We start from the raw sequence: 25824 nt of genomic DNA on the forward strand, positions 1-25824 counted from the left end.
GAGGAAACGCAATGATAAAGTCAAAATTCAAAAGAGTCACGTCGCTTTTCTTGGCGACCCTTATGTGTGTGACCACTTTTGCAGGCATTGGCTCGACAACAGCATATGCTGCTTCGGGAGAAAAAGCTGATGTCTATATGGTCGATTTCCCTCGTGATGGCGATGCTAATTACGATGGGGTATGGGGACACAGCAATTTGACCTTGAAAAATGGTTGGCATACCGGACGTTCCAATTTTACCAATCTTAAGGCTATTGGCTCATACTCAGGCAATGTTGCATATTGTATTGAGCCGGGAATTTCGCTCAAGGTCGGTCAGACAATGAATAAATATGACGAAAATTATTTTAATAACCTTGCAGCCAATGGGGTTATTTCCGGAGATGAAATCCGTCTTTTCGTTGGTCGTATTTTACAGTATGGCTATCGTGGGACAATCTCGACATCTTGGAGGTCACAGAATGAAGTAGCAGCAAACAGCATTGCACAGGCTTATGCTACACAGCTTCTTATCTGGGAAACTGTTATCGGAGAGCGTGATGCGAACTTCAATCATGTAGCAGCCAGTGGTTGCAGCAATGTGAAAGATGTCATCAATGCAAAGCATCCGCTCCGCAATAAAATTTTCAGTTATTACAACAGTATGGTGCAGAGTGTCCAGAACCATGCGACCATACCGAACTTTTGTAATAAATCATCCAGTTCGGCAAAAACAATAGAACTTGAGTGGAACGGAAGTAAGTACACAACTACTCTGACAGATTCCAATAATGTGCTGTCTAAGTATAATTTCAAGGCAAGTATCAGTGGAGTAAGTTTTTCAGTGAATGGTAACAAACTTACTGTTTCTATGGATACTGCACCGAGTAAGGAATTTACCATTACCGCAACGAAGAAAAATGCAGTCCGCAGAGGTGTGGTTGTATGGTCAGAGGGTAAACACGGTCAGAACTCCAGTGTGCAGGATGTTGTCAGCTATGCTCAGGAAGTAAGCGACAGTATCAACGGTTATGTGAAGATGAAAGTCAGCTATGGTTCTTGTCAGATTGTAAAGACCAGTGAGGACGGAAAAGTTGACGGTATTAACTTCACGATTACTGGAAACGGTATCAATCAGACAGTTACAACAGCCAATGGCGGTAAGTTCCAGATTGATAACCTTATGCCGGGTATCTATACTGTAACCGAGCAGGCATATGATAAGTATGAGCCGCAGGAAACACATAGAGTTACTGTTGTAGCAGGGCAGGTTGCAAAGGTCACTTTCAATAACAAATTGAAGCGTGGCGACCTTCAGGTAGTGAAGTCCTCGGAAGATAACCTTGTTGAAGGTGTGAAGTTCCATCTTTTCGGTACTTCTCTTTCCGGTGATGCTGTTGACCAGTATGCAGTTACGGACAAAGACGGTGTGGCAACTTTCAAAGATGTGCTTATCAGTGGTTCTGAACCATATACTCTTGAGGAAGTGGACACAGCTATCCGCTATGTTGTGCCAAAAAATCAGACTGCACCAGTGAAGTGGAAAGAAGTAACCACAAGAAACTTCAATAACATTTTGAAGAAATTTACTGTAACAGTAACAAAGAGCGACGCTGAGAAAGGCGAAGCACAGGGCAATGCCAAACTTTCGGGAGCAGTTTATGGTATCTATAAGGGAGAAACGCTTGTAGATAAGTATGTTACTGATGAAAACGGTCAGTTCACTACCAAAGAATATGTTTGTGATACCGACTGGACAATCCGAGAAATTACACCGTCAGAGGGATATTTGCTTGATAAGACTATCCATGAAGTAGGTGCAGACCCGAAACTTTATGAGGTGGAACACAACCTTACTTCCAATGATGTAACCGAGCAGGTAATCAAAGGCAATGTGGCTATCATTAAACATACCGACGATGGAGAAACAAAGATTGAAACTCCTGAAAAGGGTGCTTCCTTTGAGATATATTTGAAATCTGCCGGAAGCTATGACGCAGCCAATAAAGACGAGAGAGATACTATCGTTTGCGATGAAAATGGTTTCGGTCAGACAAAAGATATGCCGTATGGTATTTATACCGTACACCAGACTTCCGGTTGGGAAGGCAGAGAGATGATGGACGATTTTGATGTGTTTATTTCGCAGAACGCACAGACCTACCGTTATCTTATCAATAACCGTAACTTTGAGAGTTTTGTCAATGTAGTCAAGGTGGACGCAGAAAGCGGAAAGAGTATTCCGTATGCAGGAGCAGGATTTAAGATTTACGACCCGCAGGGCAATCAGGTTAAAATGACCTTTACTTATCCGACACCGACCACGATTGATGTGTTCTATACCGACGCAAATGGTTCTCTTGTCACACCTGAGAAACTGGATTACGGCAAGGGATATTCTATCGTAGAGGTACAAGCTCCATACGGATATGTACTTGATGATACTCCGGTATATTTTGATATTACCGAAGAAAATTCCACAGAGGAAGGCGGCGTAACTGTTGTGAAAGTCAATAAGCCGAATATGGCACAGAAAGGTACTATCACGGTTGAAAAGACTGGAGAAGTATTTAGTGGTGTCAATGTAAGTGGTTCTGAGGACAGTGATGTTATTTATCAGCCTGTTTATGAAGTGGCAGGACTTGAGGGTGCAGTTTATGAAGTCCGTGCTGCGGAAGATATTAGTACACCGGACGGTACACTCCGCTTTTCAAAGGGCGAAGTGGTAGATACTATCACAACAAGCTCCGATGGATTTGTGAAGAGCAAAGAACTTTATCTCGGAAAATACGAGGTCAAGGAAATTACCGCACCTTATGGAATGGTAGTGAGTGGCGAAACACATACGGTTGAGCTTACTTACGCAGGTCAGAATATCTCTGTTACCGAAACTTCCACATCGTTCTATAACGAAAGACAGAAAGTTCAGGTAAGCCTTGCAAAAGCCATTGAAAAGGACAAGACATTTGGTATTGGCGATAACGGAGAAATCAAAAATATCAGCTTTGGTCTTTATGCCGCAGAAGATATTGTATCTGCAAGCGGTACAGTTATTCCGACTGATGGACTGATTGAGATTGTCAGCGTAAATGAAAATGGAACTGCTGTTATGAAGTCAGACCTTCCGTTTGGCAAATACTATGTCAAAGAGATTGCAACCGATGAGCATTATATTCTCTCTGATACGAAGTATCCGGTTGTATTTGAATACGCAGGTCAGGATACCGCAACGGTTGAAATCAAAGTGAATGACGGAAAAGAAATCAAGAATGAACTTATCTATGGTTCTGTATCAGGTAAGAAGATTGACGAGAATGGAGAAGCACTTGAGGGTGCTGTTATCGGTATCTTCAAAGCCGAAGAAACAGAATTTACAAAGGATACTGCACTTATGACGACTACCTCTGCAAAAGACGGTAGTTTTTCTTTTGCAAAAGTTCCTTATGGCAAATGGATTGTAAGAGAAATCGAGCAGCCAAAGGGATTTGTTCTTGATGAAAAAGCGTATGAGGTCAATATCAGCAAAGCCGAGCAGGTAGTTGAAATTGAGATTATCAATGAGTATGTTCACGGCAATATCATACTCACGAAGGTGGATGCTGAATATCCGGATAACAAGCTTACGGGTGCAACCTTTGAGGTATATAAGGACACCAATGAGAACGGAAAGATTGATGATGGAGATGAACTTATCGGAAATCTTGAAGAAACTGAAACCGGAATTTATGAGATGAAAGAGCTGCTTTACGGAAAATATATTGTCCGTGAAACAAAAGCACCGGAGGGCTTCCTGCTTGATAAGGGAGAATACTCTGTTTTCATTGAGAAAGACGAAACAACTTATTCCGTTGAGAATAAGGCTGGAGTTGGATTTATCAATGAAGCTATGCGTGGAACACTGAAAATCGTCAAGACATCTTCAGACGGTAAGGTCAAAGGTTTTGCGTTCAGAGTAACCGGAGCAAACGGGTATGATATGACATTTGAAACAGATAAGAATGGCGAAATCGTGATTAAGGGACTTCGTATTGGCGAATATACCGTATCAGAAGTGGCAAACAATGCGTCTGCCGCATATATCACACCTGCCGACCAGAATGTTACTATCAAACTTGATGAAACAGCCGTTGTAAAAATGCACAATGAGTTAAGAGATACGCCGAAAACAGGAGATGATACCAATATGAAACTTTGGTATGTCCTTGCCGGATTTTCTGCTGTCGGTATCGCTATAACTTCTGTTGTTGCACACAAAAAGAAGAAAAAGGAGAGTAACGAGTAATGGAAGCAAAGACAATTATCGCTATCGCATTAGTTGCCGTTATTGTCGGCGGCTTTATCTTTCTTCAGGTTAAAAACCGTAAGAAGTAAGTAACAAGCGAACATTAACCAGTCGGGGCAGAGCGTAAAAACTCTGTCCCTTTAATTTTTGGAGGAACATTATGAAACAACAGAAAACGGTGGAGAGCCGAGTGCTTGAAATCTTAAAGGAATGCCCGATGTCGAGGTATGATGATATGCTTCTCATTCTGCATTATTACAATCGGTACGGATATATACCTGCCGGAAATCTTCCACTTGAGGATATTGTATTTAATTACCGAGCATACGGACTTCCTTGTTTTGAAACCATACGCAGGGCAAGGCAGAGAGTACAGTCCCTTTTTCCTGAGTATTCACGTAATCCGCAGAAAGAAGAACAGAGTGGCAGTATTTCTATTGTAATCAACATTAACTAAGGAGGTATTTTCGTGAAAGACAAAGCAACTTTTCAGAATAAGGTCAAGGTGCTGAATAAACTCTTTGACTCCGGTTGTGATACGGAGAAAAAGTTGCAGCAGCTTGATATGGAAGCAATCCTGAAAATCCCGAATATCACGATTCCTGATATGGGGGTGATTATGGAGCTTCAGAAGAATACAAAGTCCGGTAAACTCTTTTCGTATTTGGGCGGCGGTTCTGATGAAGCAACAAAAATGAGAGGTAAGGAAAATGAAGCAACAGGAGAATAGAGCAGAGCCGCAGGAAAAGCAAATTCGATTTATTGACAGTCATTACAATTTAAAATTTTATATTCCCGATGGTGGAAAAATCAGGATTACTTTTCGTGATGGACACACAACAGACAGAGCGTGTAAGTATATTGATGACTATCATTTGTACGTCGGGAATTGCTGCTATCATATATGCGAGTTTGCTGAAAAAATGGAGCTTAATGGAAGCAAAGTTGAACCTATCAATCAATCCGAACCGTCAAAAAACAAGACCAGAAACAGAGAAAAACAGCGATAAGGAGGTGCAAGAGTAATGGCACGAAAATATGACCTTATTTCTGAACTTTACAACCGCACCTGCAAAACGGTTGTGTCAAATCCTCAGAACTGGCAGGCATTCTTAGCTTCGGCTTGCCGAAATTATAAGTTACGTTATGACGAACAGCTTCTTGTATATGCACAGCGACCTGATGCAACAGCGGTTCTTGAGATAGAGCAGTGGAACAAAATTTTTGGCAGATGGGTCAACCGAGGTGCAAGAGGTATTGCTGTTTTTGCTGATGAAAACCGTTCACGGCAAAGACTGACACATTACTTTGACATTTCAGATACTCACGAAAGCAGATATTCAAGAACAGTCCCGATTTGGGATATGCGTCAGGAATACGAAGCTGATGTGATTGAAACATTGGAAAGCACTTTCGGAGAGATTGAGAATAAGAGCAGTCTTGCCGAAGCAATTATGGGAGCAGCAAGAAATGCGGCAGAGGATAATATCCCTGATTATCTGCAAGACCTTTACTATGCAACCGAGGGCAGTTCCTTTGAGGAAGTGGAAGAGGATATTGTAGCTTCCATTTATAAAAATGTTGTAGCAAACAGTGTGGCATATATGATGATGTCAAGGCTTGGCATCGATACGGATGGTTATTTTGAACTTGATGATTTCAGAGATGTTACCAATTTCAATACGCAGGAAACACTCAATGCACTTGGATTTGCTACCAGTGATATTGCAGAAATGGGATTGACGGAAGTATCTAAAACAATTACTGCACTCAACCGTCAAAATCGCATAATTGTCGGTCAGGACAGAAATGAATACAATAAGGTTGAAAATAACGACGAAAGGAGTTTGGACAATGAACGAACTGACCTACACGATGGTGGGCGATTACAGCCTTCCGAACCTGAAACTTCCACAGCAGCCGGAAGTGACTTTGGGCAGATACGCTCAGATGAGGAGAGAATTTCTGAAGGAACATCACAGAGTCCTTTATTACAATCTCCTGACGAGGGGCGAACTGACACAGCACTTGGCGGAAGTGGAACAAAGAGCCAGCAAGATGGAGGAAACAATCCTGAGCCAGATGGCACAGAAAGAGGGAGTGACCGAACAGATGAAAGCAGAGGATATGATGAAATGGGTTCGTCTGATGAACTCCCTTCGCAGCTCGGCACAGGAAATCGTGAAAGCGGAAGTGATATTCGCTTAGAGTATTACGACAGAACGCACGAAGATAAAAGCCTTCCGTTCTTTGGGCGTGATGAAGTAATCAATGAAATTCTCAGAACGACACCACATTTGTCAGCAAGTCTGGAAAAAATTAAAGATTATTATGAACGTAATCCTGATAACAAAGACCGCACAGAGTATATAAAGAGTATTTTCAATAATGATTATACCGAACTTACTTTAGAGGACGGCAGGACAGTAGGGTACAAGACCTTTGAAAACGTTCTGCATTTGTGGGAGGGCAAATACGACAGCAGAACCGCACAGAGCTATTATGATTGGGCTGTTATTGCCCGACATTTTGAAGCTATGCGATTACTGGGAGAATTAAGTGACAGCATAAAACCATTACCGTCAATGGACGGTCAGATGACATTCATATTAGACGGTTGGGCAGAGGAAAAGAAAACCTCTGCCTTTGTTTTTTCTCAGGAGATTATCGATGCTGTTCTTGCGAATGGAAGCGGATTTTCTGAGGGGAAAATGCGTATCTATGAGCAGTTTGAAAAAAGTCTTTCTGCAAAAGAAAATGCCGACTTCTTGAAAAATGAATACGGTTGGGGCGGTTCTTATCCCGTTATAATCGGGGCAGGCATTGATGAGAGCCACGACGGAAAAGGTATTACGATTACGAAAGGCATCGGTAAAGAGAAGCCACATATCACGCTTTCGTGGTCGCAGGTGGAGAAACGTATCGGGGAACTTATCCGAATGGACAGATACTTAAATCCAAAGGAAAAAGAACGCTATCCTCAGTGGCTTGAAAGTCAAGAGGAACGCAGAGCCAAAATCGAGGAAACGAAAAGAAACCGAGAGATACTCTCTAATGCACCGCCGGAGCAGGAGGTAGAACCAGCCGAAAAAGAACCTGAAGAAGCAGAACAGCTACAAGATGTGCAGTATGAATATCATCTTGGCGATAAGGTGTATATCGGCGCTTCTGAGTACGAAATCTTATCTGTTGATGATGAGAGAGTAATGCTCTATGACTATGATATTCCACTGTTCAATAAGGAATTTTCACGCACAGAGTTTGACAGAAAAGTGCGAGAGAACCCGATGAATGAGCATTTGATTGTAAAGGAAGAACCTGCCGAAGAAAGAAATGAAACGGAAGAAGTTCAGACCAATATGGGCAGTATGCCGATTGAAGATTACCGAGAGATAGTAGCTTCGCAGTCAGGTTTTGACAGCTATGATGAGATGTATCATCAGGGATATCGCATAGGAAACGGTTATGATAAAGAGCCTGAGCCGGTAGTTCCCGCTTGGGAGCAGAAGAAAAAAGTCAAAGGCTTTGACTTGCACCCTGATGTGCCTATGGCAGACCGTCACACCTTTAATCTTAGAAAAAATGAGGTTGAAACGGTTGGTAAAAAGGAACGCTTCCGCAGAAATATTATGGCAATACAGCTTCTCAAAAAATGTCAGGAAGAAAACAGATTTGCCACGCCTGAAGAACAGATTGTTTTATCAAAGTATGTCGGTTGGGGTGGGCTTTCAGAAGCCTTTGATGAAAATAATTCAGCGTGGGCAACGGAATATCTGGAACTTTCTTCGGTATTAACACCGGAGGAATATGCTTCGGCAAGAGAAAGCACATTGACTGCGTTCTACACGCCGCTTGAAGTTATCACAGCCATTTATAAGGCAATGGAGCAGATGGGCTTTCAGGAGGGCAACTTGTTAGAGCCGTCCTGCGGTATCGGCAATTTCATCGGTATGTTGCCGGACGCAATGCAGGACAGTAAGATTTACGGTGTGGAACTTGATACGATTTCCGCAGGGATTGCACAGCAGCTTTACCAGAAAACAACCATTGCGGCACAAGGATTTGAAGAAACAAATCTGCCGGACAGCTTCTTTGATGGAGTGGTTGGAAATGTACCTTTTGGAGATTTTAAGGTATCGGATAAAAGGTATGACAAGCATAAGTTCCTGATACACGATTACTTTTTTGCCAAGTCCCTTGATAAGTTAAGACCCGGCGGTGTAATGGCTCTTGTAACAAGCAAAGGCACAATGGATAAGGAAAACTCGGCGGTACGAAAATATATTGCACAGAGGGCAGAGCTTCTTGGAGCAATCCGATTGCCGAATAACACCTTTAAGGGTAATGCAGGAACGGAAGTCGTTTCAGATATTCTTATCCTGCAAAAACGTGACAGACTGATAGATATTGAGCCGGATTGGGTTCATCTTGATACCGATGAGAACGGAATTAAGATGAACTCTTATTTTGTGCAGCACCCCGAAATGATACTTGGAGAAATGAAAATGGTATCGGGGCGTTTCGGTATGGAAGCAACTTGTGTGCCGTATGAAAATGCAGACCTTGCAGCACAGCTTGATGAAGCAGTAGCAAACATTCACGGAGAAATCACGGAATATGAAGCCGAGGAAGAACTGGAGGAGGAAGATAATTCTATTCCGGCAGACCCGACAGTGAGAAACTTTTCCTATACGGTGGTGGACGATAAAATCTACTATCGTGAAAATTCCCGTATGACTCCGGTGGAAGTGTCGGCAACCGCAGAGAACCGAATTAAGGGTATGATTGCTATTAGAAATTCCGTCAGAACGCTGATTAAATTGCAGACAGAAGATTACCCCGACAGTGAAATCAAAGCGGAGCAGGAGAGATTAAACAGACTTTATGATACCTTTTCAGGTAAGTACGGACTCATTAACAGCCGTGCAAATACTTCTGCTTTTTCGCAGGACAGTTCATTCTCTTTGCTTTCCGCATTGGAAATAATCGGAGAGGACGGAGAACTGGAGCGTAAGGCTGATATGTTTTCTAAGAGGACAATCAAGCCGCATACTCCGGTTACTTCTGTTGATACGGCAAGCGAAGCGTTGGCGGTATCTCTTGGAGAAAAAGCCACGATTGATATGGACTATATGATGGAGCTTTCCGGTAAATCGGAGAATGAAATCTTTGAAGATTTAAAGGGTGTTATCTTCCTAAATCCGCTTTATGAGTATGGAAATTCTTACGAACCGAAGTATCTAACGGCTGATGAATACCTTTCGGGTAATGTCAGAGAGAAGCTGAAGATTGCAAAGAACTCGGCAGAACTCTATCCGGAAGATTATAAGGTCAATGTGGAAGCACTTCAAAAGGTGCAGCCGAAAGACCTGACTGCAAGTGAAATTTCTGTGCGACTTGGTGCAACTTGGCTGCCACCGGACGATGTGCAGGAGTTTATCTTTCATTTGCTTGAAACACCACGCTATGCACAGTGGAATATCAAAGTTCACTTCTCTCCATTTACGAGTGAGTGGAATATTGAGGGTAAATCTTACGATAAAGGAAATGTAAGGGCATATAACACTTACGGAACTTCCCGCATCAATGCCTATAAGATTATCGAGGAAACGTTGAACTTAAAAGATGTGCGTATCTTTGATTATATCGAAGATGATGAGGGCAGGAAAAAGGCTGTCCTGAATAAAAAGGAAACAGCGATTGCTCAGTCGAAGCAGGAAATGATTAAGCAGGAATTTCAGGACTGGATATGGTCTACCCCTGAACGCAGGGAAAGGCTTTGCAAATCCTACAATGAGAAATTCAATAGCGTCAGACCTCGTGAGTATGATGGAAGTCATATCATCTTCAATGGTATGAACCCTGAAATTGAACTCAGGGAACATCAGAAAAATGCGGTTGCCCATATCCTTTATGGAGGAAATACGCTTCTTGCACACGCAGTCGGAGCAGGAAAAACTTTTGAAATGGTAGCGGCAGCACAGGAGTCGAAAAGGCTTGGGCTTTGTAACAAGTCACTGTTTGTTGTACCCAATCACTTGACCGAACAATGGGCGGCTGAGTATTTGCAGCTCTATCCGGCGGCAAATATCCTTGTCGCAACAAAGAAAGATTTTGAAACCAAGAACCGTAAAAAGTTCTGCGGCAGGATTGCAACCGGAGATTATGACGCAGTTATCATCGGACATTCACAGTTTGAGAAAATCCCGATGTCCATTGAAAGACAGAGGACAATCTTAGAACAGCAGCTTGAGGAGATAACCGGAGGAATTGCAGAACTCAAGCGAAACCGAGGGGAAAACTTCTCCATAAAGCAGCTTGAAAAGTCAAAGAAATCTATCAAGCAGAAACTTGATAAACTCAATGACCAGACGAAAAAAGATGATGTTGTAACATTTGAGGAACTTGGTGTAGACAGGCTTTTTGTTGATGAAAGCCATTATTACAAGAACCTTTATCTTTATACAAAAATGCGTAATGTGGGCGGTATCGCACAGACGGAAGCCCAGAAATCTTCCGACCTCTTTATGAAGTGTCGCTACCTTGACGAGATTACCGGAGGGCGAGGAACCGTGTTCGCAACGGGTACACCTATCTCAAACAGTATGGTGGAACTCTACACGATACAGCGATATTTGCAGTACAACACGCTTGTGAAAAATGGGTTGCAGCACTTTGATGCCTGGGCTTCCACTTTTGGAGAAACCATTACGGCAGTGGAACTTACACCGGAAGGAACGGGATACAGAGCAAAGACAAGGTTTGCAAAATTCTATAACTTGCCTGAACTAATGGCAATGTTCAAGGAGATAGCGGACATTAAAACAGCAGATATGTTGAACCTGCCAGTACCAGAAGCAAAGTACCATAACATTGCAGTAAAGCCGTCGGAAATGCAGAAGGAAATGGTTGCTTCCCTTGCAGAGAGAGCCGAGCAGGTGCGTGGCGGCGGTGTGGATTCAAGCGTAGATAATATGCTGAAAATCACGAATGACGGAAGAAAACTGGCTCTTGACCAGCGTATGCTAAACGATATGCTGCCTGATTTTGAGGGCAGTAAAATCAATGCCTGCGTCGATAACATCTATCGGATATGGGAAGAAAATATCGACAAAAAATCGGCACAGCTTGTGTTCTGCGACCTTTCCACTCCGAAGAATGATGGCACATTTTCCGTCTACAACGACATCAGAAAGAAGCTGATTGAGAGAGGTATTCCTGAAAGTGAAGTGAAGTTCATACACGAAGCCGACACGGATATGAAGAAAAAAGAACTGTTCCAAAAGACCCGCAAGGGAGAAGTCAGAGTGCTTCTCGGCTCTACTCAGAAGATGGGAGCAGGGACGAACGTGCAAGACAAACTTATTGCACTTCACGATGTGGATTGTCCGTGGCGACCTTCAGATTTGGAGCAGCGTTCCGGTAGAATTGTCCGTCAGGGCAATGAAAATCCGCAGGTAGATATTTACCGCTATGTAACAGAGCAGACCTTTGATGCATACCTCTATCAGCTTGTGGAAGGTAAGCAGAAGTTCGCAAGTCAGATTATGACGAGCAAATCTCCGGTTAGGTCGGCAGAGGATATTGATGAAACCGCACTGTCCTATGCAGAGATAAAAATGCTTGCAACAGGCAATCCGTATATCAAAGAAAAAATGGACTTAGATATTCAGGTGCAGAAGCTGAAGATGTTAAAATCCAATTTCTTATCGGAGAAATACGGACTGGAGGATAAGGTCATCAAGTTCTATCCACAACAGATTGCTTACTTAAAATCCCGTGTAGAGGGACTTACAAAAGATGTTGAAACAGCAAAATCACACCCGAAACCGATAGACGAGCAGCCGCTTGGAATGATGGTATCGGGTGTTTCTTATGCCGAAAAAGCGGAAGCAGGTCAGGCAATCATCAATGCCTGCAAGTCAATGAACAGTCCTGATGCGATACCACTTGGCGAGTACCGTGGCTTTCAAATGGAGCTGTATTTTGATACGGTGCAGCGTAATTATGTTGTGAAACTGAAAGGCGAAACGAGCAGAGATGTACCGCTTGGCGATGACGCTCACGGTAATATCGTGAGAATAGATAATGGCATAGAACGCTTTGAGGAAGCACTTGCTGATACGAAAAACAGCCTTGAAAATACGGAGAAGCAGTTTGAAACAGCGAAGCAGGAAATCGAAAAGCCGTTTGCCAAAGAGGAAGAACTGAGGGCAAAAACTGCCCGACTTGATGAGCTGAATATCCTGCTCAATATGGATAAAAAAGAAAATGAGATTGTCGGCGGAGAACCTGATGAGGGCGAAGCAGTCGGCGGCAGAAAGGAAAAATCGTATGAGAGATAAACAGGAAGGAGGTGGTCGATATGCCATTTATCGCACCTGAGTTAATCATTCAGGCGAAGCAGATGGACTTACTAACTTATCTGAAAAATTATGAACCGTATGAGCTGGTTAAGTTTTCAGGTAATACCTATTGCACCAGAACCCACGACAGTTTGAAGATTTCAAACGGAAAATGGATATGGTGGTCGAGAGGTATCGGTGGCAGGAGTGCTTTGGATTATCTGATTAAGGTCAAAGGTTACAGCTTCCTTGAAGCGGTGGAAACCATTATCGGACACACAGCGATTCAGGCTCCGGTCTATGAAAAGCCACAGCCAAAAGAGGAAAATAAACCACTTCTTCTCCCTGAAAAATGTGCTTCCAACAGAGTAATTACAGAGTATCTTTTCGGGAGAGGAATAGATTTTGAAATCATCAATTACTGTATCTCTAATGACCTTATCTTTGAGAGCCTGCCGTATCACAATGTTGTGTTTGTAGGCTATGACGAGAAGAAAGAGCCGAAATATGCAGCCTACCGTTCCACGAATAAGCGTAGGATTATGGGCGATTGCAGTGGCAGTAAAAAAGATTATTCTTTTCGGCTTGGTAAGGAAAACTTGGAGGAAGTACACCTCTTTGAGTGTGCCATTGACTTATTATCCTATGCCACGCTTGCGAAGCTGAACGGGCAGGATTGGAAAGAAATGAGCTTTGTTTCGCTGTCCGGGGTGTATTCTCCGGCAAAGAAAATTGAGGACAGTAAAGTGCCGATTGCACTGGAAAAGTATCTTGGCAGTAACCCATCTGTCAGGAAAATCCGTATCCATTTTGACAATGATATAGCGGGCAGAAAGGCAGCACAGACCTTAAAAACCATTCTGCCGGATAAGTATGAAATCGTTGATGAGCCACCAAAAGCAGGTAAGGACTTCAACGATTTTCTTTGTATGCGGATGGAAATTTACAATAAAAAAATACACGAAAGGAATGAAGAACGATGAATGATTCTAAGATTAAAGTTCTCTTGGTAGAACCGGAAAAGTACCCGAAGGAAATTGTAATTGACGACACTCTGGAAGCAATGCAGGAGGTTGTCGACGGGGATATTGAAGAATATATGCCCTTTGATGATGACGTTGCAATCATCTGTAATGAGGAAGGAAAGATGAGAGGACTTCCGCTTAACCGTGCAGTTTATGTGCAGGACAATGATAAGAAAGAGATGGTAGATATTATCTGCGGCAAGTTCTTTATCTGTTATGCACCGCCTGAGAGCGAGAGCTTTCAGAGCTTGCCGGACGATATGATGAAGAAATACAAGGAACAGTTCAAGTATCCCGAACGCTTTTCTAAGGAAGTGGGCGGTAATATCGTGGCTGAACCTTTTAAGCCGAAATCAAAGGATTATGAGAGATAGTAGACTGAGAACGGGGCAACCCGGAGGAGATGTTTATTCTTAGCGAGCAGACCATTTGGATAAACACAGTTTCCCAAACGGTAAAAGGCTCGTTAGGGGTTGCCCCTAATACCCCGTGAGAAAGGAGAACTTGATTTGAGAGAGTTATTACTTATCGCCGCCGGAACACTGCTCGGCAGTTGTCTTGGCGTTACGATGATGTGCTTATTCCAGATTAACAAAGATTGCAGAGTAAAGAGAAAGGAAGATACCGATTATGAGAAAGAGAAACATTCAGAAGATTGTACGCTTTAACCGCAAGGAAGCACAGGATTTGGCAGCTAAGGCAAAGAAGGCTTGTCTTTCCGAAGCAGGGCTTATCCGTTTGCTTATCAGAGGTTACGAACCGAAAGAGAAACCCGATGACCGCTTTTATGATGTGATGAGGGAACTTTCCTCTATCGGTAATAACATCAATCAGCTTGCGGCTAAAGCTAATACGCTTGGTTTCATTGACGCACCTATGCTGAAGAATGAAGCTGCAAAGTGGAATGAGTTCCAGTCAGAGATTGAGAGGACATATCTTCGTCCAAATCAGAGCGAAATGAAATGGCAGTAACAAAGTTGTGGTCGGTAACAGAAAGGCTCGGTCAGGTTATTGACTATGCGACCAATCCCGAAAAGACTTCTGCCAAAATCAAAAGGGAATTTTCGCCGGAACAGTATCAGGCTCTTGCAGATGTTATTGCTTATGCAAAGGACGAAGAAAAAACTGAGCGAGAATTTTATGTTGAGGGTATCAACTGTAATGTGGCGATTGCCCGTGACCAGTTCATAACGGTTAAGGAACAGTATCAAAAGACAGATGGTATCCAAGCCTATCACGGATATTTGAGTTTCAAGGAAACAGATATATCTCCTGAGATGGTACAGAAAATCGGAATGGAATTTGCAAATGAAGTGTGGGGGAAAAGATTTCAGGTTGTTGTGACAACCCATCTGAACACAAAGCACCTGCACTGCCATTTTGTCATCAACTCTATTTCTTTTGTCGATGGCAAACATTTGTGGGGAGAGGAAAAAGCGTGGTTCAAATTCCGAAAAGTTGCAGACAGAATTTGTGAGAAGTACGGACTTTACTATGATCCGAATCCGAACCGCAGTAAGCAGTCGGATTATCTGACGATGAAAGAAAAGGCAGGTATGCCGACACGCTACTCGGTTGCAAAAGAAGCCATTGATTATGCTATCGACCACAGCAAGACCCTGAAAGAATTTCAGTTTGCTCTCAAGGAAATGGGATATGCCTATAACCTAAGTCCAAGCCGAAAATACTGGACGGTCATTCCAAAGGGATACGATAAGCCGATACGACTGAAAAATCTCGGAGCAGATTATACCAATGACCGGATTGTAGAGCGTATCAAAGAAAATCGTGACAGATGGGCAGAGATTGAGCCGTTCCAGAGGGCGACCTATAAACCAAGACAGTACCGTATGCAGACCAGAGGGCAGAAGCTGAAAAAGAAAGGCGGACTTTATGGGCTGTATCTGTATTACTGTTACAGACTCGGTTATCTGCCCAAGTATAAGAAACAGAATAACGCAAGGCTTCATTATCTTTTGAAAGATGATTTGATGAAGCTCGATAAGATTACTGATGAAGTAAGGCTGCTCGGACGAGAAAATATTTCCACGGACGAACAGCTTTTTTCACATAAGACTTCCTTAGAGGAGCAGATGAAAAATCTGATTGCCGGAAGAACACATCTCCGAAAAAAGATAAGAACAAATATTGATGATGGTCAGCTTCAGGCGGCAAAAGATGAAATCGCTTCTATCAATGGAGAATTGAAGAAACTCCGACGGGAAGTAAAACTCTGCGAAAATATTGCGGAGAGGTCAAAGGTTATGGAAGAAAACCTTGAGCATATCGAAACAGAGGAACAAAAACAGCAGAGAAAGGAGAAATCACGCTATGAACAACGGTGGTGACGCAGCAGAGCAGGTCGTTAGGCTTTCGCTTGAAGGATTTGAAGTTGCTGCAAGATTAAGCGGTTCGGCGGCGAAGAATATCGCATTGCTTTTGGTATCGGTTCTGAAGCAGGAACAAAAGACGAAGGGCAAAGCAAGGCTTACCAATATGATTAAGTCAGGCAAGGAGCTGAAAGTCTTTTCCATTCCGCAAAAGGATTTGAAGAAGTTTACCGAACAGGCAAAACGCTATGGCGTTCTTTATTGTGTCCTCAGAGATAAGAACACAAAGGGAGAGAACGCTCCGGTAGATATTATTGCAAGAGCAGAGGACGCTTCTAAAATTCAGCGTATCGTTGAAAGATTTGAACTTGGCAAGGTGGATAAGGCTTCGATTGTCAGTGAAGCAGAGAAGGCTATCGCAGACCGTGAAGCGGTTGAGAAAGAAAAGCCGACCAAATCCAAGAGTGAAATCATTATGGAAGAAGCAGTCAGAAATCCAATGCAGAAAGAGGAGCGAGCAAACGAAAACCCCTCAGTCGCCAAAACAGACAAAAGCCCTCTGTCAAGGCAAAACTCAGAGCCGGTAGAAACGCAATCTGATAAGGGTGTTGCAAAGCCAGTGGAAAAGCCATCGGTCAAAGAGAAACTTGACCGTTACAAGGCACAGGCAAAACAGCAAAAAGAAGCAGAGCGTAAAGAGCCGGAGGTTAAGAAAGACGGCAAGAAGCCGCAGCAGAAAAACGGTCAGACGGTACACCGTCAGCCGAAGAAGAAACCCAAAACAAAAGAGAGGTAATTCACTATGACAAATGATTTCAAACCCGCAAAGGCTGGCGGTAATCAGCCAAGATTATCCAAAGAGGAGTATGCAGAAAAGAAGCGAGCAGAAAAAGAAAAAGTCTATCAGATGATTGATGATGCTGCCCGTGAGATTGTGAGTGACCCTGAGAAGTTCAAGAACTTTCTTGATACGCAGAGTCGAATGGACAGATATTCCGCAGCAAATGCTCTCCTTATTTACAGTCAGTATCCGCAGGCGACACAGCTTAAAGATTTTGATGATTGGGGTAAGGACAATGTGAAGATTACCAAAGGGGCAAAGAGTATTTCTATCCTTGAACCAGTGGAATACACAAGAGCAGATGGTTCTCCGGGTATTTCCTACAATGTCAAAAAGGTATTTGATGTTACGCAGACAAATGGAAGAAAAGCTCCGGCAGTATCAGCAAACCGTGACCCGAAAGCACTTATCACGACAATGCTTGATGTATCTCCGGTGGAGGTTGCGGCAACCGATGAACTTCCGTATCCGAATATGGCAGCTTTCTATAATAATGAAAAGCAGACCTTGTATGTGAAGCGTAATGTGGGCGACAGCGTAGCAGTTGCCCAGTGTGTCGCTCAGGAACTCGGACACGCACAGCTTTCTATCAACAGTGAAAGTTACAGCCGTAGGGATATGGGCTTTCAGGCAGTGTGTATCGGATATATGCTTTGCAAGAAGTATGGAGTAGATACACAGAATTTTGCGATTAACCGCATTCCGGAGGGACTGGCTTCCAAAGAGCCGAAAGAAATCCGTGCGGAGCTTTCCAAGACCCGAAATGCAATGGCAGAAATTCACAGTCATATCTCTGATGAAATGTTCCGCAAGAAGCAGGAACGTTCAAAGGACTATGAGAGATAATGGGGGGCAGATATGGAAAAAGAAAAACTCTACCACATTGCTTTGGACGATTACGAACACGGTGTTGTCATTCGCTCCTTAAATGATGAGAAAACAAAGTTGATGGAGGAAGGCAAGTCCGCAGATGCAGTAGACGACCTGCTTGTAAAAGTCGGAAATGCCCCATTGAAAAAGTTCAAAGTGATTGAAAGGAAACGCTCAGATGAAGCGAGATAATGACAGGCAGACTGCCATTATTTTATCCATTGTCGGTATCGTTCCGGTCATATGGCTGGCACTTCTGATTGCACCTTCCATAAGCGGAGGATTGCCGGAGATAGCAGCCAATCTTGCGACACTCTTTGATAATCCATTTTCCATAAAATTATGTGGGGACAGCCTGAAAACTGTCCTCATTTTACTTTTATGCTATGGAATGGGTATCGGGATTTATTTCTCAACAAGAAAGAATTACCGCAGACGAGAGGAACATGGTTCTGCTAAATGGGGCAATGTCAGAGCCATTGATAAAAAGTACCGACAAAAGCCGCTGTCAGAAAATAAGCTGATGACTCAGAATGTGTGCATTGGGCTTAATGCCAAGAAGCACAGACGAAATCTGAATACGCTTGTGTGCGGCGGCTCCGGTGCAGGTAAGACGAGGTTTTATGCAAAGCCTAATATTATGAACGCTGCAAGAAACAGCTATGTGATATTAGACCCGAAAGGGGAAATCCTGCGAGATACGGGACATCTTCTTGAGAAGAAAGGTTACGAAGTGCGTGTGCTTGATTTGATTTCAATGGAGAAAAGCCATTGTTACAATCCTTTTGTTTATTTGCAGAATGACAATGATGTGCAGAAGCTCGTAACCAATCTTTTTAAGAGTACCACTCCGAAAGGTTCACAGAGCAATGACCCATTTTGGGATACGGCAGCGTCAATGCTTCTGCTTGCACTTGTATTTTATCTGCATTATGAAGCACCGCCGGAAGAACAGAATTTTGCAATGGTAATGGAAATGTTAAGAGCCGGGGCGATTGAGGACGAGGACGACCCAAGTCCTTCTCCGCTTGATAATCTGTTTTCAGATTTGATGATAGATAACCCTGACCACATTGCTTTGAAGTATTACCACTCTTATCATTCCGGTTCTTCCAAAACATTAAAATCTATACAGATAACCCTTGCAGCAAGGCTTGAAAAGTTTAACTTGGAAAGTCTTGCTGCTCTTACTTCTGCCGATGAACTGGATTTGCAGTCACTCGGAGAGAAAAAGGTGGCGCTGTTTGCACTGATACCGGATAACGACTCCAGTTTCAACTTCTTGGTATCCATTCTTTACACACAGCTCTTTCAGCAGTTGTTTTATGCAGCCGACCATATCCACGGCGGTTGTCTGCCGATGCCTGTTCATTTTATGATGGACGAATTTGCCAATGTTTCACTGCCGGACGATTTCGACAAGATACTGTCGGTTATGCGTTCCCGTGGGGTATCGGTAAGCATCATCTTACAGAACTTGGCACAGCTTAAAGCCTTGTTTGAAAAACAGTGGGAGAGCATTGTGGGTAACTGCGATGAATTTCTTTACCTCGGTGGAAATGAGCAGTCAACCCATAAATATGTGTCGGAGCTGTTAGGCAAGGAAACCATTGATACCAACACGTTCGGAAAGAGTACTGGAAGAAGCGGTAACTATTCCACCAACTATCAGATTAGCGGCAGAGAGTTACTTACCCCTGATGAGGTGCGTATGCTCGATAATCAGTACGCTATTTTATTTATCCGTGGGGAAAGACCCATTATGGATTTCAAATATGACATTATGAAACACCCGAATGTGGCACTTACCACAGACGGAAAGGCAAGTCCTTATAAGCACGGAGAAGTTACAAAAGATATTGCTTCGATTGCCATTTGGGATATTGACCCTGCAACAGTTCCTGAAAAGGAAATGGAAGAAACGAATTGGGAACTTCTTTCCGATGAGGAAATGGAAGTTCTGTTCATAAACAATCAAACAAATTAAATTTTGGAGGTATTCAACTATGACTATTTTTAAGAAAAAAGCAACTGATACTCAGGAAACAAAGAAACTGCCTATGACCGGAAAGGTTAAGAAAGGCTTCCGTGCTTATTGCACAATGGTTATTGTCGGTGCGTTGGCACTTGGAATGACAACGACTGCATTTGCAGCGAATGACCCGCTTACTGTAGTCAACAATCTGTCTGATTTTATCTTCGGACTTATCCGTGCCATCGGTATGATTTTACTCGGCTTTGGTATCGTGCAGGTCGGTCTTTCACTCAAATCTCACGACCCTTCTCAGAGAGCCAATGGCTTCCTGACTCTTGCGGGCGGTGTCATTATCACTTTTGCGAAAGAAATCCTTACTCTTATCACAGGCTAAGATAAGTGTTACACAGTTATCGAGGGGTGTGCCAAGTTAAGGAACACCCCTTAATTGTAAGGAGGTGCTTTGAATGAGTGATAACTGGGTAGTTCAAAATCTTGAAAATGCCCTTGAAACTTGGAATGAAAAATTGTCTGAAATATGGACACTCATCACAACTACACCGCAGAACTTTAAGGGCGGGAATATCTGGAAGGTTATCGTTGACATCAATGGTGCAGTTCAGGCTATCGGGCTTGCCTTGCTTGTATTGTTTTTCGTGATAGGTATGGTAAAGACCTGCGGCAGCTTTACAGATGTGAAGAAACCGGAACACGCTTTAAAACTCTTTGTCCGTTTTGCACTGGCGAAAGGTGTTATCACATACGGAATGGAGCTTATGCTTGCATTATTTAATATTGTGCAAGGTACGATTTCAACCATTATGAATGCTGCCGGATTTGGAACTCCGGAACAGACGACCTTGCCCGCAGAGATGGTAACGACCATAGAGGACTGCGGATTTTTCGAGAGTATTCCCTTGTGGGCGGTAACGCTTATCGGAGGATTATTTATCACGGTGCTGTCGTTCATTCTGATAATGACAGTGTACGGACGATTTTTCAAACTTTATATGTACACCGCACTTGCACCGATACCGCTTTCCACATTTGCAGGAGAACCGACACAGAATGTAGGCAAGAGTTTTATCAAGAGCTATTGTGCCGTTCTGCTTGAGGGAGCAGTCATTGTACTTGCTTGTATTATTTTCTCCGTATTTGCTTCATCGCCGCCAGTGGTTAATCCTGATGCAGCAGCAGTTACGCAGGTGTGGGCATATATCGGGGAACTGGTATTTAATATGCTCGTTCTTGTCGGTGCAGTGAAAATGTCTGACCGTATTATCCGAGAAATGATGGGACTTTAAGGAGAGATTTTGAGATGAACCAAAGAGATTGTAAGAAATGTGTTTACTATGGCGGTAAACGGAAAGGCAAAGTCTTTTGCCTGAATGATAAATGCGTGAGGGAGAACGACCGAAATCGCAGGAAAGGAAACAGATATGGAAGTAAAAATTAACCGAGAAATCAGAAATTATACAGAGTCAATGTTTTTTGGACTGTCGCTTAGACAGTTCATTTTTTCTGTTCTCGCTTGTGGCGTTGCAGTAGGACTGTATTTCTTGCTCAGACCGTATGTTGGCACGGAAACCGTATCGTGGGTGTGCATTTTGGGTGCTGCCCCGTTTGCGGCACTTGGCTTTGTGAAGTACAACGGTATGACCGCAGAGAAAGCCATCTATGCGTGGATAAAATCGGAGTTTTTAATGCCGAAGAAGCTGGTGTTTCACTCCACCAATGTGTATTACGAACTGATGAAGCCAAGCATTGAACAGAAGCAAAAAGACCATTTTCGAGAATCTAAAACATAAAATAAGATTTAAGCTATTGACAGACAAGTGCTTTCTGAATATACTATAATGATTTAGCATTTGACTAGATGGGCGGCTTGGGAAGAAAGGAGAAATGTTAATATGTATAAGTATGTGGAAGACAAACAGTTTCTGAGCCGTATGCGTTCGTTATGTGGAGAAATAATGCAAGACCTTTGCCATACGCTTAAAGAAGAATATGATATTGGTGCTTCATTCTATCTCGTGGGTAGTGGTGCAAGAAACCTGATATTACAAAATGCTAATCGACCGATTGATTTGGATTATAATCTTGAAATCACAAGAACAGATGATTGGGAAGATTGCAAAGAAATCAAAGAATGTGTCAGAAAGGCTTTCAATATTGTTCTTAGAGAATATGGGTGGAGCGACTGCCAAGATTCTACCTCATCTTTGACAACGGAAAAGCGGCACTTTAATCAGGGGAATAGTACAGAATTTTCAATGGATATTTGTATTGTTTGCGAGGATACAGACGGGAACTATCATCGCCTTATTCACGATAAGCGACGTTTTCCAAACAGATATTTCTGGAATCAAGCACCTAATTCAAGAAACATTAGAGAGAAAGCGAAGTATATCAAAGAAAAAGGAAAATGGACATTAGTTAGAGAGCAGTATCTGAGAATAAAAAATCAGTATTTAACTTCCAACGACTACAACCATTCCTCTTTCATTTGCTATATTGAAGCAGTCAATAATGTATATAATTCAAGAAAGCACTGGAACTAAATAAAACCAATTTGATGTATCGTCACTATAATCAGTGGCGATATTTTTTTACCAAAAGGAGGTCATGAGTTTTTATGATTAAGACTCTTACGAACCTGTTTAAGCAGGATAAAGAAAAATTTGTTGTACCGAAAGGGGTGCAGGACGTGATTCCCGTGGCAGCTATCTTTGATGATGGCATTTTCAAAGTGGGAAAGGATAAATATTCAAAGACCTACCGCTTTACGGATATTAACTATGCAGTGGCAAGCCGTGAGGATAAGGAAGCGATGTTCCTTGAATATTCTGAACTTCTGAACTCTCTTGATAGTGGTGCAACGACAAAAATCACAATCAATAATCGTCGGCTCAACAGACTGGATTTTGAGCAGACAATTCTTATTCCGACAACCGGAGATAATCTGGATGAGTATCGAGAAGAATACAACAAAATGCTTCTTGATAAGGCAACGGGTGCAAACTCCATTGTTCAGGATAAGTATATTACCATTTCCATCAACAAAAAGAGTGTGGAGGACGCAAGAACTTATTTCGCCCGTGTCGGTGCGGATTTGATTGCTCACTTCGGCAGGCTCGGAAGTAAGTGTGTGGAGCTGGAAACAGACGAAAGACTTCGTATTTTCCACGACTTTTATCGTGTGGGAGAGGAAAGCTCTTTCCATTTTGATATTAAGGAAACAAGAAAAAAAGGACACGATTTTAAGGATTATATCTGTCCTGACACAATGGAATTTGAAAAGGACTATTTCAAGATGGGAAACCGTTATGGAAGAGTCCTTTTTCTTCGTGAATATGCGTCCTATATCAAAGACAGTATGGTAGCGGAACTTACGGATATGAACAGAAATCTGATGATGTCCATTGATATTGTTCCCGTTCCAACTGATGAAGCAGTAAAGGAAGCAGAGAACCGTCTGCTTGGTGTGGAAACCAATATCACAAACTGGCAGCGTAGGCAGAATGCCAATAACAACTTCTCTGCAACTGTTCCGTATGATATGGAGCAGCAGAAGAAAGAAATGAAAGAGTTCCTCGATGACCTTACGACCCGTGACCAGAGAATGATGTTCGCTGTTATCACAATGGTTATTACAGCAGACAGTAAGGAACAGCTTGAGAATGATACGGAAGCATTGCTTACCACAGCAAGAAAACATCTTTGCCAGTTTGCAACACTGAGATTTCAGCAGGTAGATGGACTCAACACGGTAATGCCGTTTGGAACAAGAAAGATTGATGCGTTCAGAACACTTACAACAGAGAGCCTTTCGGTATTTATCCCATTCAGGGTGCAGGATATATTCCACGAGAACGGTATCTATTACGGTCAGAATGTTATCAGCAAAAATATGATTATCGCAGACCGTAAGCAGCTTTTGAATGGTAACTCCTTTATTCTCGGTGTATCTGGTGGCGGTAAGTCATTTGCGGCAAAGGGAGAAATCATCAATCAGGTGCTTTCTTCAGATGCGGATATTATCATCATCGACCCTGAACGAGAGTATTCACAGCTTGTCAATGCGATGGGCGGAGAAGTAATCAATATTTCTGCTACTTCCGACAATCACATCAATGCAATGGATATGAATAAGGATTACGGCGACGGTGCAAACCCTGTCATTTTGAAATCTGAGTTCATTATGTCCCTTTGTGAACAGCTCATCGGCGGAACAAATCTCGGAGCAAAGCAGAAGTCTATCATTGACCGTTGCACGGCAAGCGTGTACCGCAGTTATCAGCAGAATGACTATCAGGGACATATACCGACCTTGCAGGATTTCAGGGCAGAACTTTTGCAGCAGGACGAACCGGAAGCAAAGGAACTGGCACTTGCTATTGAGCTTTTTACGCATGGTTCTCTGAACACTTTTGCAAAGCAGACGAATGTGGATACCAATAACCGCCTTATCTGCTATGACATTCTTGACTTGGGTAAACAGCTTATGCCGATTGGTATGCTTGTTGTCCTTGACTCTATCCTGAACCGTATCACACAGAACCGTGCAAAGGGTAAGAATACCTTTATCTTCATTGATGAGATTTATCTTCTGTTCCAGCACGAATACTCTGCAAACTTCCTCTTTACCTTGTGGAAGCGTGTGAGAAAATACGGTGCATACGCAAGCGGAATTACCCAGAACGTCGATGACCTTTTGCAGAGCCACACAGCAAGAACAATGCTTGCAAACTCAGAGTTTATCATTATGCTGAATCAGGCTTCCACAGACAGGCTTGAGCTTGCAAAACTTCTGAATATTTCCGACCTTCAGATGTCCTATATCACGAATGTGGAAGCAGGACACGGACTTATCAAGGTGGGAAGTTCGCTTGTACCGTTTGCAAACAAATTCCCGAAGAACACGAAACTTTATAAACTGATGACGACCAAACCGGGTGAAGCGTAAGGAGGGATTTATAATGTCTAAGATTCAATTTCGCAATGCTGCACACAGAGATTTTGTATTGGAAAATCTGGATAAGTGCAAAGTCAACGACTGTTATCACAGAGTATTTTTCTATGTGATGGGGATTTCAGAAGAAACGAGAATGAACATCGGAAAGATGTTTGATTTCAAGAGGGACTGTATCATACCGGAAGGTATGCACGGAGGTTGGCAGACAAGTGGCACAGTCAAGGTCTGCCACCTTGCCTTTAATCTTTGGAATGGATTTACAGAAGAAGGCAGGGAAAATCTTTATACACCAGAGGAGTTGTTCTGCTGCGGATATGCTCCGTATTTTATGGAGGGTATCAAGTTGAGGTATCCGGAGTATTGCAGGGATTTGACCCCGCCTAAAAGAAACGATATGGAAAGGTAAGAGAACATGAGCAGAAAAATTTATATTATTATTGCGGTGGTGCTTACGGTAGTGTTGTCTGTAAGCACCTTCTTTATTATCCGTAATCACATTGACTCTGCCAAGCAGAATGAAGTCTACGATAACCTTGCGGAGATTGTGGAGGACGAGCCACCAAAGGAAAATGAGGGTGTGACGTTTTCAGAAGATAAGGACTATCTTGCTGAATATCTTGAACTCTATCGACAGAATGAAGATATGGTGGGTTGGATAAAGGTTGAAGATACCAATATCAATTATCCGGTCGTGCAGTCTGTAAATGAGCCGAACTTTTACCTGAAGCACAAGTTTGATAAGACCTATTCTGCTTATGGCTGTCCGTATGTGCAGGAAAATTGTGATGTGCAGAAACCTTCAGACAACATCATTATTTACGGACATCACATGAATGACGGTTCTATGTTTACCGGACTGATGAAGTACAAAAATAAAAGCTTTTGGGAAGGGCATAAGACTATTACCTTCGATACACTGACGGACAGACACCAGTATGAAGTGATTGCAGTCTTTAAGACAGTTGTTTATACAAACAGCTCCGACAGCTTTAAGTATTATGAGTTTACAGACGCAGACAATGCGACAGAGTTTGATGCGTATGTTGCCAAGTGTAAGGAGCTTTCTCTGTATGATACCGGAGTATCGGCAGAGTATGGCGATAAGCTGATTTCTCTTTCTACTTGTGAATATTCAAGAAACAATGGCAGGCTTGTTGTTGTCGCTAAGAGAGTGGATTAAACCCCACTCTCTATTATTTTT

21 protein-coding genes are annotated in these 25824 nt (G+C 42.7%); all 21 read left to right on the forward strand.

From position 1 onward, the window contains the following. The first annotated feature begins 11 nt into the window (after positions 1-11). Complete coding sequence (locus ACQRBN_RS05450) at positions 12-4262, forward strand: SpaA isopeptide-forming pilin-related protein (protein WP_427737969.1); 4251 nt, start codon at positions 12-14, stop codon at positions 4260-4262. 160 nt (positions 4263-4422) lie between these two features. Continuing rightward, the gene (locus ACQRBN_RS05455) at positions 4423-4719 is read left to right on the forward strand and encodes a hypothetical protein (RefSeq protein WP_044682078.1); all 297 of its coding nucleotides are present in this window, start codon (positions 4423-4425) and stop codon (positions 4717-4719) included. Positions 4720-4731: 12 nt separating this feature from the next. After that, positions 4732-4992, forward strand: coding sequence for a hypothetical protein (locus ACQRBN_RS05460; RefSeq protein ID WP_023920501.1), 261 nt, complete (start codon positions 4732-4734; stop codon positions 4990-4992). Next, positions 4973-5272, forward strand: coding sequence for a hypothetical protein (locus ACQRBN_RS05465; RefSeq protein ID WP_427737970.1), 300 nt, complete (start codon positions 4973-4975; stop codon positions 5270-5272). The genes ACQRBN_RS05460 and ACQRBN_RS05465 overlap by 20 nt, the downstream gene beginning before the upstream one ends. A 15-nt stretch (positions 5273-5287) precedes the next feature. Continuing rightward, positions 5288-12607 carry a DEAD/DEAH box helicase family protein gene (locus tag ACQRBN_RS05470; RefSeq protein WP_427737971.1) on the forward strand — a complete coding sequence of 2440 codons (7320 nt, stop codon included), beginning with the start codon at positions 5288-5290 and terminating at the stop codon, positions 12605-12607. A gap of 20 nt (positions 12608-12627) precedes the next feature. After that, positions 12628-13590, forward strand: a complete 963-nt coding sequence (locus ACQRBN_RS05475; RefSeq protein WP_427737972.1) for a DUF3991 and toprim domain-containing protein — start codon at positions 12628-12630, stop codon at positions 13588-13590. After that, positions 13587-14006 (forward strand): DUF3846 domain-containing protein, encoded by a 420-nt coding sequence (locus tag ACQRBN_RS05480; protein WP_427737973.1) that lies wholly within the window; start codon positions 13587-13589, stop codon positions 14004-14006. Before ACQRBN_RS05475 ends, ACQRBN_RS05480 begins: the two co-directional genes overlap by 4 nt. Before the next feature lie 135 nt (positions 14007-14141). Further along, positions 14142-14300 (forward strand): DUF3789 domain-containing protein, encoded by a 159-nt coding sequence (locus ACQRBN_RS05485; RefSeq protein WP_087203228.1) that lies wholly within the window; start codon positions 14142-14144, stop codon positions 14298-14300. Further along, positions 14263-14604: a plasmid mobilization protein gene (locus ACQRBN_RS05490; RefSeq protein ID WP_427737974.1), complete on the forward strand. Its 342-nt coding sequence runs from the start codon at positions 14263-14265 to the stop codon at positions 14602-14604. Before ACQRBN_RS05485 ends, ACQRBN_RS05490 begins: the two co-directional genes overlap by 38 nt. Beyond that, positions 14595-15980 (forward strand): relaxase/mobilization nuclease domain-containing protein, encoded by a 1386-nt coding sequence (locus ACQRBN_RS05495; RefSeq protein ID WP_427737975.1) that lies wholly within the window; start codon positions 14595-14597, stop codon positions 15978-15980. Before ACQRBN_RS05490 ends, ACQRBN_RS05495 begins: the two co-directional genes overlap by 10 nt. Further along, on the forward strand, positions 15964-16758 hold the full coding sequence (locus tag ACQRBN_RS05500; protein ID WP_427737976.1) for a PcfB family protein: 795 nt from the start codon (positions 15964-15966) through the stop codon (positions 16756-16758). Before ACQRBN_RS05495 ends, ACQRBN_RS05500 begins: the two co-directional genes overlap by 17 nt. Before the next feature lie 6 nt (positions 16759-16764). Next, positions 16765-17649 carry an LtrC-like protein gene (locus ACQRBN_RS05505; protein ID WP_216421087.1) on the forward strand — a complete coding sequence of 295 codons (885 nt, stop codon included), beginning with the start codon at positions 16765-16767 and terminating at the stop codon, positions 17647-17649. Between the two features lie 12 nt (positions 17650-17661). Beyond that, positions 17662-17865, forward strand: a complete 204-nt coding sequence (locus ACQRBN_RS05510) for a hypothetical protein (RefSeq protein ID WP_008789327.1) — start codon at positions 17662-17664, stop codon at positions 17863-17865. Next, the gene (locus ACQRBN_RS05515) at positions 17852-19660 is read left to right on the forward strand and encodes a VirD4-like conjugal transfer protein, CD1115 family (protein WP_427737977.1); all 1809 of its coding nucleotides are present in this window, start codon (positions 17852-17854) and stop codon (positions 19658-19660) included. The genes ACQRBN_RS05510 and ACQRBN_RS05515 overlap by 14 nt, the downstream gene beginning before the upstream one ends. 19 nt (positions 19661-19679) lie before the next feature. Continuing rightward, a complete protein-coding gene (locus tag ACQRBN_RS05520) occupies positions 19680-20042 on the forward strand; it encodes a hypothetical protein (RefSeq protein ID WP_015530024.1) in 363 nt (120 codons plus the stop codon). A 73-nt stretch (positions 20043-20115) separates the two neighbouring features. Next, positions 20116-20952: a hypothetical protein gene (locus tag ACQRBN_RS05525; RefSeq protein WP_002594677.1), complete on the forward strand. Its 837-nt coding sequence runs from the start codon at positions 20116-20118 to the stop codon at positions 20950-20952. 135 nt (positions 20953-21087) lie between these two features. Next, a complete protein-coding gene (locus tag ACQRBN_RS05530; protein ID WP_118049505.1) occupies positions 21088-21456 on the forward strand; it encodes a PrgI family protein in 369 nt (122 codons plus the stop codon). Between the two features lie 102 nt (positions 21457-21558). Then, the gene (locus ACQRBN_RS05535) at positions 21559-22209 is read left to right on the forward strand and encodes a hypothetical protein (protein WP_427737978.1); all 651 of its coding nucleotides are present in this window, start codon (positions 21559-21561) and stop codon (positions 22207-22209) included. 74 nt (positions 22210-22283) lie between these two features. Beyond that, positions 22284-24614 (forward strand): VirB4-like conjugal transfer ATPase, CD1110 family, encoded by a 2331-nt coding sequence (locus ACQRBN_RS05540; protein WP_055062744.1) that lies wholly within the window; start codon positions 22284-22286, stop codon positions 24612-24614. A 13-nt stretch (positions 24615-24627) separates the two neighbouring features. Continuing rightward, positions 24628-25029: a DUF6075 family protein gene (locus ACQRBN_RS05545; protein WP_427737979.1), complete on the forward strand. Its 402-nt coding sequence runs from the start codon at positions 24628-24630 to the stop codon at positions 25027-25029. Between the two features lie 6 nt (positions 25030-25035). Continuing rightward, a complete protein-coding gene (srtB, locus tag ACQRBN_RS05550) occupies positions 25036-25803 on the forward strand; it encodes a class B sortase (RefSeq protein ID WP_427737980.1) in 768 nt (255 codons plus the stop codon). Positions 25804-25824: the final 21 nt, after the last annotated feature.

Origin of the sequence: Bariatricus sp. SGI.154 (assembly GCF_050313795.1) — a bacterium.
Taxonomy (GTDB): Bacteria; Bacillota; Clostridia; order Lachnospirales; family Lachnospiraceae; genus CAMBRQ01.